Raw genomic sequence first — 20,226 nt, 5'->3', positions numbered from 1 at the left:
GCAAAAAACCTCCCTATAAATCCTCAAATTTTATTAAAACATTTAAGCCTTATTTCCAAACCTTATTCAATACTCTAAGTATGTTTCCACCCAACACCTTTTCTATTTCCTCATCACTATATCCATGTTTTACTAAATATCTGACAATATTTTTTGAAGTTTCAGTTGGATTTTCAAGACCTTTTACATACTCTACTTTAGGATGCTCCTTTGTCCCAGTTATTTTTTTAATATCAAATTTAGCAGCTAACACTGAATGTAATTTAACATGGTCACCGTATACTGTATCTGGTCCAAAAGCCACATGGTCTATCCCTACTAGATTTTTAATATACTCAAAATGTTCCATAAATGACTCTATTGAATGTTCTTTGTTTTTTTCAGTTATTGTAGTATGTGGTGCTGCTTCTACACCTATAACCCCACCCTTTTTCGCACATGCTATTAGTACTTCATCTGGCGTTAATCTCTTTGTGTTCCACAGACTTCTTGCCCCAACATGACTCAATATTATTGGGTCCTTACTGTGTTCTATAACATCAAGTGTCGTTTGAACTCCAACATGAGAGCAATCTATTGCCATTCCAATCTTATTCATTCTTTCAACAGCTTTTCTACCAAAATTCGTAAGTCCACCATCTTTTTCTTCTTTCAATCCTGAACCCAATGCATTAGATTCACTATATGTTATACCCATTAACCTTATGCCAAATCCATACAAAATATCTATTCTATCAAGTTCATTTTCTATTGGTGCAGCTCCTTCTAAAGTAGGTATCAAGGCCACTTTTCCTTCTTTTTTTGCTCTGTATATATCTTCTACTTTTTCACACTTTATAACAAAATCTTGGTGTGCTAAGTCACATAATCTCATACCTAAATCTATTAATATATCATCCCACTTCCATCCTGAGCTTGATGTTATTGTACATACACCATCCATTAAATTATCAAATATAGCATCGTAATATCCTCTTGATAATGCTTCATAAGCACATCTTTGTTTACCCTCTCTATTGTATTCAAATATATCTCTTTCTAAGTGTTCTGGAAATAAAACTGGATGTTCATGTAGTGATATAAATATTTTGTCATCCACTATATTTTTAACCTTAGCTTCTTGAATATCATCTAACTCGATAAGGTATTCTTTTACTCTCTTATCTCCTTTACACATCTCAATAGATGAGATATCTTTTCCCTTTTCTAAATAACTATAAGCTTCATAGCCTTTATAAGCTGACTTCATAACAATATCCTCCAAATTCTACAGTTTTTTATATTTTCACTATGTAGCAATTGATATGCCAAAATATAAATTTTAATTGCATACTAAATCTTTCAAAAATAAAAACAGTAGTAAAGTGATGATTTACTACTGTTTATTAGAAATAATATTTTTTATTTTTAATTTAATATTTTTAAAATTATCTCAATATTTAAAATAATTTTAATTATTTAAGATTATTATAGGGAGTTTTTAGGGGATTTTACATTTATATACCCCTATATTTCCCCCTTAAATTTTATATATGATATAAAATTCTTTCCTTCATCAGTTATAAAACTCCCTTGTTTTTTTACTCCAGATGACAGCAATCCATGATTTTTTAATTTATCTATTCTTTTTCTAATTTGGTCTACACTTAATGTCATACTTTTTTCTTTTAAGATTTCTTGTAATTTATTTCTTCCTAATGATATATTTTTATTATTCCAAGTTTCTATACTCATCAATATACAAATACTTTCATTAAAGAAATTTGATTGTTTGAAATCCAATATAATTGAATCAAAGTTTTCATTAACTAAAGTATTGTTATTTTCAAATTTAAATTGTTCCGGCAAATGCTCATAGTCTACTCTATCTTCCTCCACTATAGTGTCAATATAATAAATCAAATTCTTAAGCTCCCTTACATTACCTGGCCACTCATACAATTTTAATACTTGCATTGATTTTTCTGTAAAACATTTATTACTATTTATTTCATCCAAAAAATACTTACTTATAAGAGGTATATCTTCCTTACGCTCTCTAAGCCTTGGTATTTCTATATGTAATACATTAATCCTATAATACAAATCTTCCCTAAAAGAACCTTCTTTAATTTTTTTCTTTAAATCCTTATTTGTAGCAGCTATAATCCTAACATCTACTGGTATAATTTTACTTCCACCCATTCTCATAACTTCTTTTTCTTGTAAGACTCTCAACAATCTTTGCTGTACCTCTAGAGATATATCACCTATCTCATCTAAAAAAATTGTTCCTGTATGCGCTCTTTCAAATATCCCTATTTTTCCGCCTTTTATCGCACCTGTGAAACTTCCTTCTTCATAGCCAAAAAGCTCACTTTCAATAAGTGTATCTGACAAAGAAGATAGATTAACTGCAACAAATGGCTTGTCTTTTCTTAGAGATTCATTATGTATTGCCTGAGCAAATATTTCCTTTCCTGTTCCATTTTCTCCAAGTATCAACACAGAAAAATCTGTAGATGCTATCTTTCTTGCGATATTAATTTTTTCTTTTATTATTTTAGTCTCACCTACAACATTCTCAAATGTGTACTTTGATACAAATCCCTTTGTATGAAATTTATTTTGAATCTTATCCTCAAGCATCTGAATTGCACTTATATCTTTAATGCTTATAATACTTTTTATTCGCTCATTATTTTCATACACATTTACTTTATTAATTATGAGTTTTTTGTTATTTAGGCTTACTACTTCATCACTGACTTCATCCTCTTGAAAAAATATTTTTTTGATAATTTTATCACTAAATAAATCCATAAAATTATTAGATATAATCTGATTTTGGTCTACTCCAACTAGATTAGAAAATACTTTATTGCAATATATAAACTTCCCTAATTTATCAATAGAAGCAATCCCTTCATCGATAATCTCCAAAAAACTCTTCATAGTTTTATTCATAGTTGTATAGTATCTATATCCACTTACTGTGTCTTCATTATATTTTTCTTTGATAATATGTAATTTATCTATAGATATATTAAGTTTTGTAAAGATTTCTATAACTGTATTTATATCTATTATTTTAGCACCTATATCTATTATTTGCTTTAAGTTCTGTGGTACTCTATTTCTACTTCCTGTAATAATTCCAATCTCACATTTAGACTTATCACATCCTGGATAATATGGTATTAAATTAATATGAATTAATCCTAATTTTCTAATTATCTTGGCTGTTTCATCTGCTGACTCTTTATAATCATCTATAACCATAACTTCAGAATCATTTTCTATACTTATTATCTGGTTTATATTTTCAATATTTATTGTACGATGTACTATTACAATAGGTATATTTTTATCGATATTATTGTGTATATGCTCTTTTATCTCATTATCTGAACACACTATAAGTTCATACTTTAATAGTTCAATATTTATGCTATCCATATAGACTAAATTATCTATATTACAAAATTCTCCAAATATATTTTCTAATTGTTTTGAGATATCTATATTTATTTTGTCATCAGTTGATACAAATAAAATATTATGTTTTTTCATACCATCACCTCCTGTTTAGTTAATATAGAAACTAATAATTTGGTCTATTGTAGCACTTTTTAAAAAAATTTTAAATCTTAAAAATCATATTTTATACCATTTGGTAATATTTTCTACTCAAAAATAAAATGGTATAGATTTTAATCTATACCATTTTATATAATATCACCATATTTTTAATTATTAATAAGATATTTCTATTCCTCTAAAAACTGCAAAAATTCTTGATTAAATAGTTTAAGTTCATCATAGAATATTGCATGACCGCTATACTCAAAAGTATATAAAGTTGAATCCTCTATTTTTTCATTCATAAAAACTGCAAATTCATATGGGCATACTTGGTCTAATTTCCCATGAAATATACCAGTAGGCACTCTTACACATTTTAAATCATTAAACAATTTTTCATCTCTTAAAGATACAGCTGTTCCAATAGTTCCAATACCTGATGCACTAAAACCAATGTCGTTAAACCACCTTCTAAAGCTTTCTGATGGATTCGATGCAAATACTTTTTCTCCAAAATTACTTACCATTTCTGGTCTATCAGTACATGCCTGAGCTATCAGTTTATTAACATCCTCACGTGTCATACCATATGGAAACTCTGGAGGTCTTTGTACAAACGATGGTGCAGCAGCAGCAAGTAATGCTAATTTTGATACTCCATAGCCATGAAACAGACTCATATATCTAAGTACAATTGCTCCTCCCATTGAAAAACCAACAAGGGTAAAATCTCTTAATCCAATGGCATGTACCACCTTATAAATATCATCTGCTAATTGGCTATAATTATACCCTCCTGATGTTGCAGCAGACTTACCAAACCCTCTTAAATCAATTGAAACGGTTCTATATCCGAGTTTTGGTAATATATTTGTTTGATATTCAAATATCTTATGTCCTAATGGCCAGCCATGTATAAAAAGTACTGTTTTTTTAGCACTCGGATTTAAATCATAAACTGCTATATTTATATCATTTACATATACATAATACATATCAATAGCAACTCCCTTCAAGAAAATGTATGATAGTCATTTTATATATATGAATAAAATGATGAATAAATAAACTTTCGAGTTTATCTGCAATACTTTTCTATTGCTTTTTTAAACAAACCTACATGGACCTTTTCATCTAAAATTATTCTATTTAATATAGCTTTTATATAAGGGTCTTCAATAATACTTATATCCTTGTAATAATTCTCAATAGCCACATACTCTAAATGTAAATCCGATTTTAATCTACTACAAATAGAATCTCCATAAAATACAAAACCACCATTCCAATATGCACCACAAGAACTTGTCGAACCTCTATATATAGGATTTCCACCCAATAATCTTATAGTCTTTGCTAATATCTCCATATGTAACATTTCTGTTATAGATATATTTATCCACATTTCACTCAGTTCTCTATAATTTTCATCTAAATCAAAGTCATGGTATAAGTACTGGGTTACACTTGTAAATTCACTCGCTACACCAGAATAATCATCCATTAATAGCTCTGCATAATACTTATTCGGCCCTAAAACTTTTATTTCTGGATACGGCTCATCACTTGAGTAGCCCTTTCTCTTGTGCATATCGTAATGTGCATCACTCATAATACATCCTCCTTTAAAATTAGCATATGATATTAATTGTATTCATCAAAGCTTTGACATATAACTTTATTAGGATAGTTAGGGTTTAATAAATAACTTAAATTAATAAAAAATCCATGCTAATAAAAATTAACATGGATTTATATTTACCTTTATATTTGTGCAATTATTTTCTGTATCTATTCATCTTTTCCTGCTACTGATAACTCTTTAATAACAACTGAAGGTGAACCTATACTACTCATTGGAAATTCTAAATCGTCTCCTATAACTTCAATATCTTTTAATAAATCGAAGTAATTACCAGCTACTGTAATTTGCTCTACTGGAAATGCTTTTTTACCATCTTTAATATAAAAACCTTTAGCTGCTAAAGAAAAATCTCCTGTTACTGAATTTGCCCCTGAATGAAGACCTGCAAAACTAGTAACCATCAATCCTTCACCTATATCCTTCATAATTTCATCTAGAGATTTATCTCCTTTCTCTATATAAAAATTAGTGGGATATATGCTTATAGGTGATGAATATGAAGATTTTATTCCATTTCCTGTAGTCTTTATATTTGCCTTATTGGCTGTCTTTAAGTTATGAAGTAAAGTTATAAGCTTTCCATTTGAAACAACTTCTTTTTTAAATGTAGCTACTCCCTCATCATCGAAAGGAGTAGATGCCATACCATTTTCTAAAAGTGGGTCATCAACTATTGTAACTATAGGAGATGCTATCATATCTCCCTCTCTATCTTTCAACAAAGATAATCCTTTTTGGGCTGAATCAGCATTAAATATTCCAGAAAATGTACTAAGTAAAGATACCATTGCTTCATTAAACAATATAGTTTTATATTTGCCTGATGGTATACTCTTTCCACCTATTTTAGATAAAGCATTTTCAACTCCAAGCTTTGCTATCTCACAAGGCTTTATTTCTTCAATAGAATTTGCTATATTATATCCCACTCCATCATACTTTTGTCCATTGTCTTCTATGATAGGAACTACAAACCCTATAAGCATATTAGTTTTATTACTTAAATCGAGACCTTTAGTATTATATATACCATTACTTGATACAGAATAAGATATAGTGCATCTAGATAAATTTACTACCTTATCTGAATAAGCTTTAGTCTCTCTTTCCATTTCTAGAGCTAAATCAATCAACTTATCTGCTTCTAAATTTTCTAACTCTTTAGAATAAGTCTTTACATCATTATAGTGCTTATCGCCTTCATATATAAATTGTACATCTTCATTTTCGATAGCTCTTACCCCATCTTTTACATTTTTTATCAACATATCAACAGCTTTATCATCTAAAATTTCTGTATAAGAATAACCTACCTTTCCATTTACCTTACCTCTAAAAGATAAACCAAAAGACTTATCAAGATTGTATTTCTCAACTTCTCCTTCATATATATTTATACTTAAATTTTCCCCTGTGGAATAATACACTTCACACTCTTCAAATCCTTCACTTAGAGCTTTTTTAAATAATATATCCTTAAAACTTTTAAGTTCCATAATTATCCCTCCTATCTTCCACCTACAGTAATTTCTTTTACCCTTATCATAGGCTGACCTACATTAGTTGGTATACTTCCTGATGATGAACCACACATACCCTGAGCTTGTTTTAAGTTATCACCAACCATATCTATATTCATAAGTACATCACTACCTTTTCCAATTAAACTAGCACCTCTAACTGGCTCTTGTATTTCTCCATTTTTTATCAAGTAACCTTCTGAAACTGCAAAATTAAACTCTCCTGTTACAGGATTTACAGACCCACCACCCATTTTTTTAGCATAAAGTCCATCTGGTATTGACTTTATAATATCTTCTGGTTTATCTTCTCCAGCAGCAATATAAGTATTAGTCATTCTCGAAGTAGGAGCAAATTTATAATTCTGTCTACGAGAACTTCCTGTAGGATTCATTCCCATTCGTCTACCATTAAGTTTGTCTATCATATAAGACTTCAAAATCCCATTTTCAATCAGTATATTTTTTTGAGCTGGATTTCCCTCATCATCTATATTCATAGAGCCCCAGTAATTTGGTATTGTACCATCATCTATAGCTGTAATCTTCGTAGATGCAATTTGCTGACCTAATTTATCTGCAAATACGGAGTTTCCCTTTGCAACTGATGTAGCTTCTAAAGAATGTCCACAAGCTTCATGAAATATTACTCCACCAAAGCCATTATCTATTGCTACCATCATATTACCTGCTGGACAATTTTTAGCATGCAACATAGTATGTGCTACTCTAGCTGATTCTTTTGCATAGTATTCTGGGTCTATATCTTCAAATATTTCAAATCCTTTACAACCTCCAGGTCCTTCAAATCCAGTTTGATTTTCATTACCTTTAGATGCAATTGAACTTATTCCCAGTCTGGTTCTTATTCTTCTATCTTCAACATATATACCTTCAGTGTTTGCAATTAATATTTTTTGGTCTTTATCTGAATAGCTAACACTTACTTGAGATATATCACTACTAAATTCTTTTGCACTCTTATATGCAACCTTCATAACATTTACTTTATCTCTATTACCTATTGAATTTGGATAAATTTTTATATTATGTATGTTATTTATTTTAATACTGTCATTTAATATTACACTTTTTCCATCTTCCAATTTACCTAATGCAACAGCAGCTTTATACGCTACATCCAACAAACTATTTAATGAATTGTCACTTGTATAAGCATATATACTCTTTAACCCTTTAAATATTCTTATTCCTATACCATAGGTTCTTCCACCTATTGCATTTTCTACTTTATTATCTATTAAGCCAATAGAATTATTTATAGTGTCTTCTTCAAAAATCTCAGCAAAATCTCCTCCAGTAACTAGACACTTTTCTAATACCTTTGAAGCAATATCTTTTGAAAGCATAAATTTACCTCCTATTTTAAATTTTTATTTAACTTTTATTCAATCTTTTTTACTTGTTAATCATCATTATATACCAAATTGCTTATGAATATATTATACATATGTTTTACACTAAAATGTTATCACATTTTTATTTATACATACCCATTTATATAAGAAATTAAAATGTATAATATTATTTACTATAGAAAATAATACACTCATACATAATAAATTTTAGGAGTGAAATATATGAATCAAGAATATGTAAAAGGTAAACCTATTTTTACCAGTATAAATAAAATTCCAAGACAATTTCCATACCTTACTGATGATATTGATACAGATGTTATAATCGTTGGAGGTGGCGTAACAGGATGTATTTGTGCATACTATTTAGCTAAAAATAATATAAAATCAGTTATCCTTGAAAAAGGAAGGATTGCGCATGGAAGTACTAGTGTAACCACATCACTTTTACAGTATGAATTGGATGACAATTTGATAGATTTGACAGAAGTAATGACTCTAACTGATGCCTTAAAAGCTTATAATCTTTGTGTATCAGCACTTGAAGAGTTAGATAAATTTATAGAATTGCATGGAAATAAGTGTGATTATGCAAAAAGAGATACTTTACTTTACACTGCCAATAAACTTGAAATAAAAGCTATAAAAGAAGAATATGATTTAAGAAAAGAAAATGGATTTGATGTTGAGTATATTGATGAATCTACAAATCCTTTTGGTTTTGATTTAAAGTCAGGATTGATAGCAAAAAATGGTGGACGAGAGCTAGACCCATATAAATATAGTCAGCATCTCATTGATGTAAGTCTAAAAAAAGGTCTTGAAGTATATGAAAATACAGAAGTAAAAAAAATAGACTTTTCAAATGATAAAGTAACAGCTGAAGTGTCTTATGGTTATAAAGTTTATGGCAAAAAACTAATTGTGGCTACAGGATATAATACAAGTTTATTTACAAATAGAAATTTTGCAACTAAATCTAATACCTTTAATATAGCTACAAAACCACTTAAAGATATTGATTCTTGGAAAGACAATATTCTGATTAGAGACAATTGTGACCCATATAATTATCTAAGAACCACTAAAGATAATAGATTGATTATAGGTGGCGAAGATGTAGACTTTAGTGATATAGAAGATGAGGCTTTAGCAAATAAAAAATATGATATTTTAGAACAAAGGCTAAAGGGCATGTTTAAGGATATAAAAGATATACAAATTGAATACAAGTATTGTGGTTGCTTTGCTTCTACTTTAGATAACTTAGGTTTTATTGGACCTGATAACAAAAATCATAACTTATGGTACTGTTTAGGCTATGGAGCTAATGGAATACTTTTTGCAATATTAGGAGGTATAATGCTTAGTAAGCTATACCTTGGAGAAGAAGATAAAAATATGAGATTATTTAAGGTAAATAGATTCGACAAATAGATGTTATTATATATTAAAAGACTGTACTAAAAAAACTTTAGAATTCTAAAATCTTATTTTTAGGCAGTCTTTTATAATAATTTATTTAAAAATACTTTATTTAGAATTAAATATAAAGTAAAATATTAAAATATCACTGATAAAATTTAGTTATGATAATAATCTTTAAGTTTATTTGATGAAATATGGAGGAATTATTATGAAAGAAATACTTGTTATTGCTCCTACTAAAGGAACCTATGAAAAATCGATTCACATAGTAAAAAAATATAAGTATACAAACATTGATGTTGTATTTGGTAATTTAAAAGAAGGAATACCACTCGCCGAAAAAAGTATTAACCATGGTACTAGAATTATCATAAGTAGAGGTGGAACTTACAATATGTTAAAAGAAACATATAACATACCTATAGTTGAGATTAAAGTAGATGCTTATGATATTATAGAAAGCTATAAGGAAGTTAAAAATTCAAATGAACCATTTGGGATAATTGGATTTAATAATGTTATATATGGCTTTGATATTATAGAAGAAATATTGAATAAGAAAATAACGATGATTGAAATTGAAAAGGAAGAAGAAATTTATGATGCTATAGAAAAATATAGAAAAAAAGGCATCAATACATATATAGGTGATACTACTGTTGCACATATTGTTGAAAGACTTAATTGTAAGGGAATATTAATTGAATCTAGAGAAGAAAACATACTTAGAGCCATTCAACAAGCTGAACAAATACTCGACGCAACTAAAGATGAGCAAAAAAGAAGATTACAGATAGAAGCTATGACAGATTTTGTACATGATGGAATAATAACAGTTGATAAAAATTTTAAAATCACATTATTTAATAAGAGTGCTGAAAAAATATTTGGTATAAAAAAAGAAAATGCACTTTATCATAATGTTATAGATGTTATTCCAAACACAGTTTTACCTCAAGTAGTTGAAACCATGGAACCACAAATTGGTGAAATACAGAATATAGGAAGTACAAAAATCATTACAAATAGAGTTCCAATTATCGTTGATGGTCAAATTCAAGGAGCAGTTTCTACATTTCAAGACAGTAAGGAAATAAGTTCATTTGAACATACAATAAGAAGAAGTCTATTAAACAAAGGTCTATCTGCTAAATACACATTTGATGATATAATCTATGCAAGTGAAAAAACAAAAGACTGTATAGAAGTTGCAAAAAAATATGCTTGCTATGATACTCCAATGATTATTACAGGGGAATCTGGTGTTGGTAAAGAGTTATTTTGTCAAAGTATTCATAATTATAGCAAACGTAAAAATGCTCCTTTTGTTGCTGTAAACTGTGCTGCAATACCTCCATCTTTAATAGAAAGTGAGTTCTTTGGATATGAGGAGGGCTCATTCACAGGAGCAAGAAAAAAAGGAAAAACAGGTGTATTTGAATTGGCACATGAAGGAACAATCTTTCTCGATGAAATAAGTGAAATTCCAATTGAACTTCAAGGAAGATTATTAAGAGTCTTGCAAGAAAAGCAAGTTATGAGAATTGGTGGTGATAAAGTTATTCCCATAGATGTAAAAATAATTTGTGCTTCAAATAAAGACTTAAAAGATATGATGCGTGACGGTTTATTTAGACGAGACCTTTACTTTAGAATAAATATATTAACATTGTATCTTCCTTCACTCAAGGAGAGAAAAGAAGACATCATAAAATTATCAGAATTTTTCATAAAAAAATATTCAGCTAAATACAATAAGATACCTTTAATTATCACTCCAAATATCAGACAAGCTCTTCTTGAAAAAGAATATGAAGGAAATATAAGAGAATTAGAAGGAATAATCGAGAGAGCTGTTATTATAGAATCATTTGATTCAATTTTATCAGAAAAATACAATAGTGAATATGCAAATACTATAAATGATACAGATAAGGCTGATTTTAAATGTAATAACTTAGACTTAAAAACACTAGAAAAGAAATATATCTATAAAGTCTATAATGAAAATAATAGAAACACTACAAAAACTTGTGAAATACTAAAAATCACTCGCTCCACCCTATGGAGAAAGTTAAAAGAAATTGAAAGTGATGTTTAAAAATAATACATATATAATATATCGAAACGTTTTATGTTTAATTTTAATACATAAAACGTTTCTTTATTTCTATTTAAAATTCTACTACATAATAAATAGATTATTTTTTTCGCTACATTTTTCCATATAATTTTTTTAATCTAAGCAATCTACAGTATTTTATACGAATATTAAAAATACTTATAAAAATAAAAACTATATAACACCTATATTGGCATAGTAATTGCTTTTAAATACTTATATAAAAATTAAAAGGAGTGATACTAGATGCATATCTTAAAATCGGTGAAAAAGATACCAGGAGGACTTATGGTCTGTCCCCTGCTATTGGGAGCACTATTTAATACAGTATGTCCACATGCTCTTGAAATTGGAGGATTTACAACTTCCTTATTTAAAACTGGTGCAATGAGTATACTTGCTCTATTTTGTCTATGTAATGGCGCTCAAATCAACATAAGACAAGCAGGCAAACCTTTGACTAAGGGCATAGTACTCACGGCAACAAAATTTGTAATTGGTGCAGTACTAGGTATTATTGTTAGTAAATTCATTGGGCCTAAAGGCATAATTGGTATTACACCTCTTGCTATAGTTGCTACTATGACTAATTCAAATGGAGGTCTCTTTGCTGCTCTTGCTGGTGAATATGGAGATTCTACAGATGTTGGTGCGATATCTATCTTATCTCTAAATGATGGTCCATTTTTTACGATGCTTGCCTTTGGAGTAACTGGACTTGCAAATGTGCCTATAGTAGCTTTATTTGCAGCACTCATACCAATATTACTTGGATTTATACTTGGTAATCTCGATGAAGATATACGAGAATTTCTTGCACCTGGTACAACATTGTTAATACCTTTCTTTGCTTTTCCTTTAGGAGCTGCATTAAACTTTAACCAAATTATAACTGCTGGATTCCCTGGAGTTATACTAGGTCTTGCTGTAACTCTAATAACAGGTATGGGTGGATATTTTGTAATGAAACTTATACGTGCAGAACATCCAGCAGTAGGTGCAGCTACTGGTACGACAGCAGGTAATGCGGCTGGTACTCCTGAAGCTTTAGCCGCTATTGACCCTACACTTGCTACAATTGCGGCTGTTTCAACAGTACAAGTTGCTGCAGCTATCATTGTTACAGCAATATGCTGTCCAATGCTCGTCTCCTATTTGGATAAAAGAGAAAAAAGAAAAAAAGCTATTTTTAAAACAAATAAAAACATAGAAGTAAACTAATATTTTTAGGAGGTAAAAATATGAATGCAATTATTCATGCAAATGAAAAAGACAATCTAGTTACATGTGTTAGACCTTTAGTTAAAGGTGAAAAAGTTTCAATTGATGGAAAATCTTATATAGTAAATGATAATATTCCTGTTTTTCATAAAATGGCTACAGAAGATGTGAAAAAAGGTGATGTTGTTTATAAATATGGAGAGATTATAGGAATTGCAACAGTTGACATAAAAACTGGTGACTATGTTCATGTACATAATATTGAAAGTACGCGTGGTCGCGGAGATAAAAAATAGGAGGTAATAAAAATGAAATTAATGGGTTATTTAAGAGAAAATGGACAATATGGTATTCGTAATCATATTTTAGTTATTCCAACATCTGTCTGTTCAAGTGAGACAGCTACAAGAGTTGCAGCACTTGTTCCTGGAGCAATAGCTATCCCACACCAACATGGATGTTGTCAAATTGGCTCTGATATAGAGCTTACAGAAAAAACATTGATAGGATTTGGTAAAAACCCTAATGTAGCTGCTGTTTTAGTAGTTGGACTTGGATGTGATGGTATTCAAGCAAAAGATTTAGCATCTGAAATATCTACAACAGGAAAAAAAGTCGACTATGTTGTTATACAAGAATGTGGTGGAACACTAAAAGCAATAGCTAAAGGTGCTGAAATAGCAAGTCAGATGGCTCGTGAAATATCAAAAGAAGTAAGAGTTGAATTTGATATGAGCGAAATTACATTGGCACTTGAATGTGGTGGCTCTGACCCAACAAGTGGAATTGCATCAAACCCTTCAATAGGAATTGCATCAAATCTTCTTATAGATGAGGGTGGCAGTAGTATATTAAGTGAGACTACAGAAGTAATTGGTGCAGAACATTTATTGGCTACTCGCTTTGAAGATGAAAACATGAAAGAAAAATTTCTTAAATTTGTAAATGATGTAGAAAAAAGAGCAATTACTATGGGAGAAGATTTACGTAGTGGTCAACCTACTCCAGGTAATAAAGCTGGTGGATTATCAACAATTGAAGAAAAATCACTTGGCTGTATGTATAAAGCAGGGAACAAACCATTCAAGGGTGCTCTTGAATATGCTGAGATTTTACCTTCAGATAAAAAAGGTTTATATTTTATGGATACTCCAGGTCAAGATATAGATTCTATCACTGGTATGGTGGCAGGTGGTGCACAGATTGTAATCTTCTCAACTGGTAGAGGTACTCCAACAGGAAGCCCAATTTCGCCAGTTATTAAAATTACTGGAAACAGTGATACATACAATAAAATGATAGATAATATCGATATAAATGCAGGTAGAATTATAACAGAGGGCGCTAAAATTAAAGATATAGGTAAGGAAATATTCGATGAAATAGTGGAAGTATGTAATGGTAAACACACTAAAGCTGAAAGCCTTGGCCATAGAGAATTTGGTATTTACAGAATTGCATCTACTTTCTAGTTTGTAATAAATATAAGGTATTGTTTTATGAATTCAATATTTATACATATACTATAAATTAAAAATCTTTTATAAATGTTTTTTCAACCTCAAAAAGGACTGTATCAAAATAGTTAAAATAATTTTGAAAACAGTTCTTTTTTTATTTATAAAATATTCTAATTCATAACAATATTATTTAATTAAATTCTAGTATAAATTATAAGAATAGCTTCTCTACTTTTTAAAATAATTTACATAAGAATAGACGTAAAGATAAAATTTAGTACCTTCACAGATAGAAATATTTGGTATAATATGTCTGAGAGGAGTCTTCTTTGTAAGCCAATAAAGGATGGAGGATGGAACATAAAAAATGTATACTAAAAGCGTACAAAATAAAAAAATAATAATTACCTTATTACTAACACTCCTTATAATTGTGTCCTTAGTTTGTGTTTCTTTTGTTATGACACTGCGTAAAGTAACTCATCGTGAAACAGAGCGGTATCTTACAGAAATCTCAGAGAGTGTCTCCACTACAATTAATGAAAAATGTAAAAGTATATTTAAAATATTATACTCTATAGGAGATACTTACTTTCAGTTTAGTGATAACAATAAAAATGTCACTGAATATTTATCTAAAAAATCAAAATTACTGAAGTTTGATTGGTTAGGTGTTGCTGATTCTAGTGGGAATTTTATAGGCACTGATGAAAGTACAGGTAATGTTAGAGGGCAGTATTTTTATAGAAAAGCTCTTCAAGGTGAAGAGACAATTACTCCAATCAAATCTCAATCTGGTATATATGGAATTTTATATTCTGTACCACTTTATAAAGATGATAAAATAACTGGAGCTATTACTGCTTGGAATACTCTTGATACTATGAGAACGTTACTAAGCGTGGAGAGTTTTGGGGGTGAAGGATTTTCTCAAATCATTGACAAAAATGGAAATTTCATTGTAAGTTCAGACAACAAAAACGCACCAAAAAATGTTGTAAACTTTTTTGACACAATTAAAAAACATGGAAGCTATACTGGTAAAGATACTCTTAGAGAAATGAAGACAAATTTAAAAGAGAACAAAAAAGGTTCTATGTACTTTACATTGGATGATGGTATTTATAAAGCTATGCACTATGTTCCTCTGGAAGAGGAAAACCTATATCTACTTTCAATTGTTCCAGTAAAGGTAGCAAATGCACAGTTTGATTTACTTCTAAAAAAAGCAGTCTTTATCAACATTTTAATTATTATATTATTTTTATTACTTATCATGTTGATTATATTTATAAATCGCAAAAATAGAGAGCAACTTATAAAAATCGCCTATGTAGACCCTGTAACTAAAGGCTATAGTAAGGCACGTTTTGATATGGAAGCTAAAGCAATCATAGAATCAACTTCAGCAGGAACCTATTCATTAGTATCTATAAATATTAATAAATTCAAACTTATTAATGATTCTTTTGGTAGTAATGCTGGAGATAAAACATTAAAATATATACATGATGTAATTGCTAATTATTTGGAACGAGAAGAATTACTTTGTAGAGTTTCTAATGACCAGTTTAATATTCTTATTAAAACTATTTCACAAAAAGAAATTCTTAAGTACATAGAAAATATTACAAATGATATTAACAGTTTTAACAAAGATAAAGAATGTAAATATTTTATAGCTCTTTCTATAGGTGTCTATAAAATTGATGACCCAAATATACCACTAGTATCAATTCAAGACCGTGCAAATGTAGCACGAAAAAACATTAAAGGAAATACTGTAACTCATCCACTTTACACATGTGTATTTTATAGTGATTTAGAACGTTTGAGAATGCTTAAAGAAAAAGAAATGGAAAATAGAATGGAAGAAGCATTAGATAATAATGAATTTGTAGTCTATCTCCAACCTAAAGTAAACCTTAAAAACAATAATATTGTAGGTGCAGAAGCATTAGTGCGATGGCAAGACCCAGATAGAGGTCTTATTCCACCAAATGATTTTATTCCTTTTTTTGAAAAAAATGGCTTCATCATCAAACTTGACCATTATGTGTTTGAAAAATCGTGTGCCATGATACGAAAATGGATAGATAATGGGGAAACTCCAATACCTATTTCAGTTAATTTTTCACGTGCTCATTTAAATAATAAAGATTTTTTAGAAAAATACAAAACAATTCGTGATAAATACGATGTCCCTGCTAAACTTTTGGAAATCGAATTAACTGAGACACTCATCTTTGATAACTTACAAATGTTACTCAATGTAATAGACCAAATCCATGAGGAAGGTTTTCAATGTTCACTAGATGATTTTGGAAGTGGATATTCTTCACTTAACATGCTAAAAGAAATAAAAGTTGATACTCTAAAACTTGACCGAGCATTTTTTAGTTCTCCCAACGCAGATAATGTATCTGAAAATTATGTAATAGAATCTGTAGTTGAGCTAGCAAAAAAATTAAATATGAATAGTGTATCAGAGGGTGTTGAAACAATCTTACAGATGGAATATCTAAAGAAAATTAATTGTGATATGATACAAGGATATGTTTTTTCTAAACCTATTCCTCAAGAAATATTTGAAAAAATGACTTTTGGAAAAACACTAGATGAAGTCAATACAAACGATGCTGTAAAATAATATCCTGTCTCTATAAAATGATTTTAATCATTTTGAGACAGGACTTTTTATTTTTCAACATCTTATGCTTGATTCATCTTAAATTCTCGTCTTAAGAACAATAATACAATTATCATAGCAATAAAATCTGCAATTGGCTGTGCTAACCAAACTCCATCTAAATTAAATCGAATTGGAAGTACAATAATTAATGGTATAAATAAGATAAACTGTCTCAAAAGAGTCAAAAACATAGAATGTTTAACTTTACTCACACATTGAAAATACACAGGCCCAACAATAGAAATCCCCATTATAGGTAAGGTGATTAAATTTATATTTATACCTCTTACAGCTATTTCCATTAGATTTGAATCTTTATTGAATATGCCAACAAATACTTCAGGGTATACCTGCACTACTAAAAATCCAAAAGATAATATAACTATAGATACTATGATAGACAATATTAAGGTTTTCTTTGCACGTTCAAATTGCTTTGCTCCATAATTATATGATATTATAGTTTGCATACCTTGATTTAGACCAAATACTGGCATCATAAACATCAATAAAATAGATGTAAGAGCTGTCATAGCTCCAATAGCTAAATCTCCACCATAAGCCTTTAGAGAGTTATTAGTAAATACATGAGTTATACTTATAGCTACTTCCATTGCAAATGGTGTCATACCTATTGCAAATATTTTTTTTATTATATTTGTATCTAATTTTAAATTGTATTTTTTTAATTTTAAATTAGATTTTCCTCTTATAAAATAATGTGCTACCCAAGTAAACACCACTACTTGACAGAGTACAGTTGCTATAGCTGCTCCTTTTATACCTAAGTTAAACACAAATATGAATATTGGGTCTAATATCAAATTTAGTATACAACCTACTATCATTGTTCTAGCTGCTAACTTAGGATTTCCCTCTGCTCTAATTGCATTATTTAAAGAAAATGCAATTAGATTAAATGGAGTTCCAACCAATATAACACTCATATAGTCTTTTGCATAAGATATTGAATCTTTGCTTGCTCCCAAAAGAAAAAGTATGTCTTCTAAAAAAACTAATCCTAATACAGTTATAATTATAGAAATAATTATAGATAGTGTAAGGGCATTACCCAATATTTTTTCCGCTTCTTTTTTATTTCTTTCTCCTAGCTTTATAGACAAGCTTGTACTAGCACCTACTGATACTAACATTCCAAAAGCTATTATCAGTGTAAACACTGGCATAGTTACACCAAGTCCTGCAATAGCTATAGACCCAACTCCTTCCATAGAACCAATAAAGGCTCTATCTACTACATTGTAAAGCGATGTTACCATCATAGCTATTATTGCAGGTATTGAGTATCTAAATAATAAAATCCATATTTTTTCATGTCTTAATGCTTCTTGATTTTCCATGTTGTCACCATTTATACCATGTCATAAGTTATACAAATTGGTTTATTTGTCCTTGGGTCTGTAGCTATTTCTGCATCGATATTAAACAACTCCTTCAGATTGTCTTTTGTCATAACATCGTATGCATTACCTTGACAAACTATCTTACCTTTCTTAATACCTATCATGTGGTCAGCAAATCTTGCTGCGTTATTAAGTTCATGTATTACCATGACAATAGTTCTTCCTTGTTTTTTGTTTAATTCCTCTAATAATTTTAGTATTTCTAATTGATGAGCTAAATCTAAATATGTTGTAGGCTCATCTAACAAAAGTATATCAGTCTCTTGTGCCAAAGCCATAGCTATCCATGCTCTTTGTCTTTGTCCGCCTGACAAATCTTCCATATTTCTATCCTTAAATTCTGAAATTCCAGTAACTTCTAAGCTCCAATTTACAATATCTCTGTCTTCTCTACTAGAATTTCCAAATCCACTTTTATGAGGGAATCTTCCATATGAAATTAGCTCTGAAACAGTAAGCCCGCTAGGAGCTTGAGGGCTTTGTGGAAGTACAGCCATACTCTTTGCTATCTCCTTAGATTTTTTCTTATATATATCTTCTCCATTTATATATATACTTCCATTTTTAGGGCTAATAATTCTCCCTATTGTTTTAAGTATTGTAGACTTTCCACAACCATTAGCCCCTATTATAGTAGTTATTTTTCCTTTTGGTATATTTAAATTTAAATCTTTTATAATATCGGTATTTCCATATGATACATTTAGATTTTTAGTATTTATACAATTCATAATAACACCCTTTCCTAATCATTTGACAACATTAAATAAATAAAGTATGGTACTCCTATTATGGATACAACTATACCTACTGGTATTTCTATAGGAGCAAGAAGATTTCTAGATATAGTGTCTGCCACTAAAAGTAATAATGTACCTATCAGCGCTGATACTGGTATTAGTCTTTTATGTCTCGGACCTATTATCTTTCTTCCTATGTGTGGTGCTATTAAACCTAAAAACGAAATACTACCTGCTACTGATGTTGATACACCAGATAAAATTACTGCATATATTATGAGTCTTCTTCTTTGCTTCTCCACATCTACACCAAGACTTGTAGACACTTCATCACCTAAGTTCAAGACATCAATATACTTAGCCTTATACATAGTTATTCCCATAAAAATCACTATAAATGGAAGTACAGCTATTACATATTTCCAACTAGTTCCCCAAATGCTACCTGATGTCCATACCATAACTCTATTAAATTCTTGTGTTGTAAATTTCAATTGAAATATCGTCAAAATTGAAGTAAAAGCTATATTTACACCTATACCAATCAGTAGTAACCTTGATGAATTTATTCCACCTTTCCATGCAAGAGAATATATCAAAAATGCTCCAAACAAAGCTCCTACAAGTGCAACAACTGGCATTGTAAATACAGTGAGATTACTCATACCTTCATAAACATTACCATTCATAAGATATATATAAACTACTACAAATAATGCTGCTCCTGAATTTATACCCAAAATTCCAGAGTCAGCCAAATCATTCTTTGTAACTCCTTGAAGTATTACACCTGCTGTTGATAATGCTGAACCAACCAATAAAGCTATTATTATCCTTGGCAATCTCAGTTTAAATATTGCAATTTCATGATTACGTTGACCTTGTCCTATAAAAGTCTTTATGACATCCATTGGTTCTATAGAAAATGAACCTAAATTTAAACTAACTAGAAAAGCAACAAAAATAAGTACCATTAAAATTGAAATAACAAGTAAAGTTTTAGAATTTGTTTTTATAATATTTTTCATAGC

The 20,226-nt window shown here is 29.5% G+C and carries 15 protein-coding genes; 6 read left to right on the top strand and 9 right to left on the bottom strand.

Annotated features, from left to right (window positions below; genetic code table 11):
- Positions 1-49 precede the first annotated feature (49 nt).
- From JJC01_04795 to JJC01_04770, 6 genes are all read right to left on the bottom strand, one after another.
- Positions 50-1,249 (bottom strand): membrane dipeptidase, encoded by a 1,200-nt coding sequence (locus JJC01_04795; GenBank protein UDN59182.1) that lies wholly within the window; start codon positions 1,247-1,249, stop codon positions 50-52.
- Positions 1,250-1,506: 257 nt separating this feature from the next.
- Positions 1,507-3,552 (bottom strand): sigma 54-interacting transcriptional regulator, encoded by a 2,046-nt coding sequence (locus JJC01_04790; protein UDN59181.1) that lies wholly within the window; start codon positions 3,550-3,552, stop codon positions 1,507-1,509.
- 197 nt (positions 3,553-3,749) lie between these two features.
- Positions 3,750-4,559 (bottom strand): alpha/beta hydrolase, encoded by an 810-nt coding sequence (locus JJC01_04785; protein UDN59180.1) that lies wholly within the window; start codon positions 4,557-4,559, stop codon positions 3,750-3,752.
- 83 nt (positions 4,560-4,642) lie between these two features.
- Positions 4,643-5,176 (bottom strand): manganese catalase family protein, encoded by a 534-nt coding sequence (locus JJC01_04780; protein UDN59179.1) that lies wholly within the window; start codon positions 5,174-5,176, stop codon positions 4,643-4,645.
- A gap of 179 nt (positions 5,177-5,355) precedes the next feature.
- Complete coding sequence (locus JJC01_04775) at positions 5,356-6,705, bottom strand: TldD/PmbA family protein (protein UDN59178.1); 1,350 nt, start codon at positions 6,703-6,705, stop codon at positions 5,356-5,358.
- An 11-nt stretch (positions 6,706-6,716) separates the two neighbouring features.
- Positions 6,717-8,099, bottom strand: a complete 1,383-nt coding sequence (locus JJC01_04770; GenBank protein ID UDN59177.1) for a TldD/PmbA family protein — start codon at positions 8,097-8,099, stop codon at positions 6,717-6,719.
- Positions 8,100-8,330: 231 nt separating this feature from the next.
- On the opposite strand from JJC01_04770, the gene JJC01_04765 reads away from it, so the two are divergent.
- The 6 genes from JJC01_04765 (at position 8,331) to JJC01_04740 (ending at position 16,989) form a co-directional block, all read left to right on the top strand.
- The gene (locus JJC01_04765) at positions 8,331-9,545 is read left to right on the top strand and encodes an FAD-binding oxidoreductase (protein UDN59176.1); all 1,215 of its coding nucleotides are present in this window, start codon (positions 8,331-8,333) and stop codon (positions 9,543-9,545) included.
- Between the two features lie 178 nt (positions 9,546-9,723).
- Positions 9,724-11,637 carry a sigma 54-interacting transcriptional regulator gene (locus JJC01_04760; GenBank protein ID UDN59175.1) on the top strand — a complete coding sequence of 638 codons (1,914 nt, stop codon included), beginning with the start codon at positions 9,724-9,726 and terminating at the stop codon, positions 11,635-11,637.
- A 267-nt stretch (positions 11,638-11,904) separates the two neighbouring features.
- Entirely contained in the window at positions 11,905-12,879 is a 975-nt protein-coding gene (locus JJC01_04755; protein UDN59174.1) for a 2-keto-3-deoxygluconate permease, read from the top strand.
- Between the two features lie 20 nt (positions 12,880-12,899).
- Positions 12,900-13,175 (top strand): UxaA family hydrolase, encoded by a 276-nt coding sequence (locus JJC01_04750; protein ID UDN59173.1) that lies wholly within the window; start codon positions 12,900-12,902, stop codon positions 13,173-13,175.
- 12 nt (positions 13,176-13,187) lie between these two features.
- A complete protein-coding gene (locus JJC01_04745; GenBank protein UDN59172.1) occupies positions 13,188-14,351 on the top strand; it encodes a UxaA family hydrolase in 1,164 nt (387 codons plus the stop codon).
- A 355-nt stretch (positions 14,352-14,706) separates the two neighbouring features.
- Complete coding sequence (locus JJC01_04740; GenBank protein UDN59171.1) at positions 14,707-16,989, top strand: EAL domain-containing protein; 2,283 nt, start codon at positions 14,707-14,709, stop codon at positions 16,987-16,989.
- 62 nt (positions 16,990-17,051) lie between these two features.
- Here the strand turns inward: JJC01_04740 and JJC01_04735 are convergent, their stop codons facing one another.
- From JJC01_04735 to JJC01_04725, 3 genes are read right to left on the bottom strand one after another with little or no spacing between them, the layout of a single operon-like run.
- A complete protein-coding gene (locus JJC01_04735) occupies positions 17,052-18,392 on the bottom strand; it encodes an MATE family efflux transporter (protein ID UDN59170.1) in 1,341 nt (446 codons plus the stop codon).
- 11 nt (positions 18,393-18,403) lie between these two features.
- Positions 18,404-19,186 carry an ABC transporter ATP-binding protein gene (locus tag JJC01_04730; GenBank protein UDN59169.1) on the bottom strand — a complete coding sequence of 261 codons (783 nt, stop codon included), beginning with the start codon at positions 19,184-19,186 and terminating at the stop codon, positions 18,404-18,406.
- Between the two features lie 14 nt (positions 19,187-19,200).
- Positions 19,201-20,223, bottom strand: a complete 1,023-nt coding sequence (locus tag JJC01_04725) for an iron ABC transporter permease (protein UDN59168.1) — start codon at positions 20,221-20,223, stop codon at positions 19,201-19,203.
- Positions 20,224-20,226 lie beyond the last annotated feature (3 nt).

The sequence above is a fragment of the Clostridioides sp. ES-S-0010-02 genome, from assembly GCA_020641055.1.
GTDB lineage: Bacteria > Bacillota > Clostridia > Peptostreptococcales > Peptostreptococcaceae > Clostridioides.
This window is presented reverse-complemented; position numbering and strand designations above follow the sequence as displayed.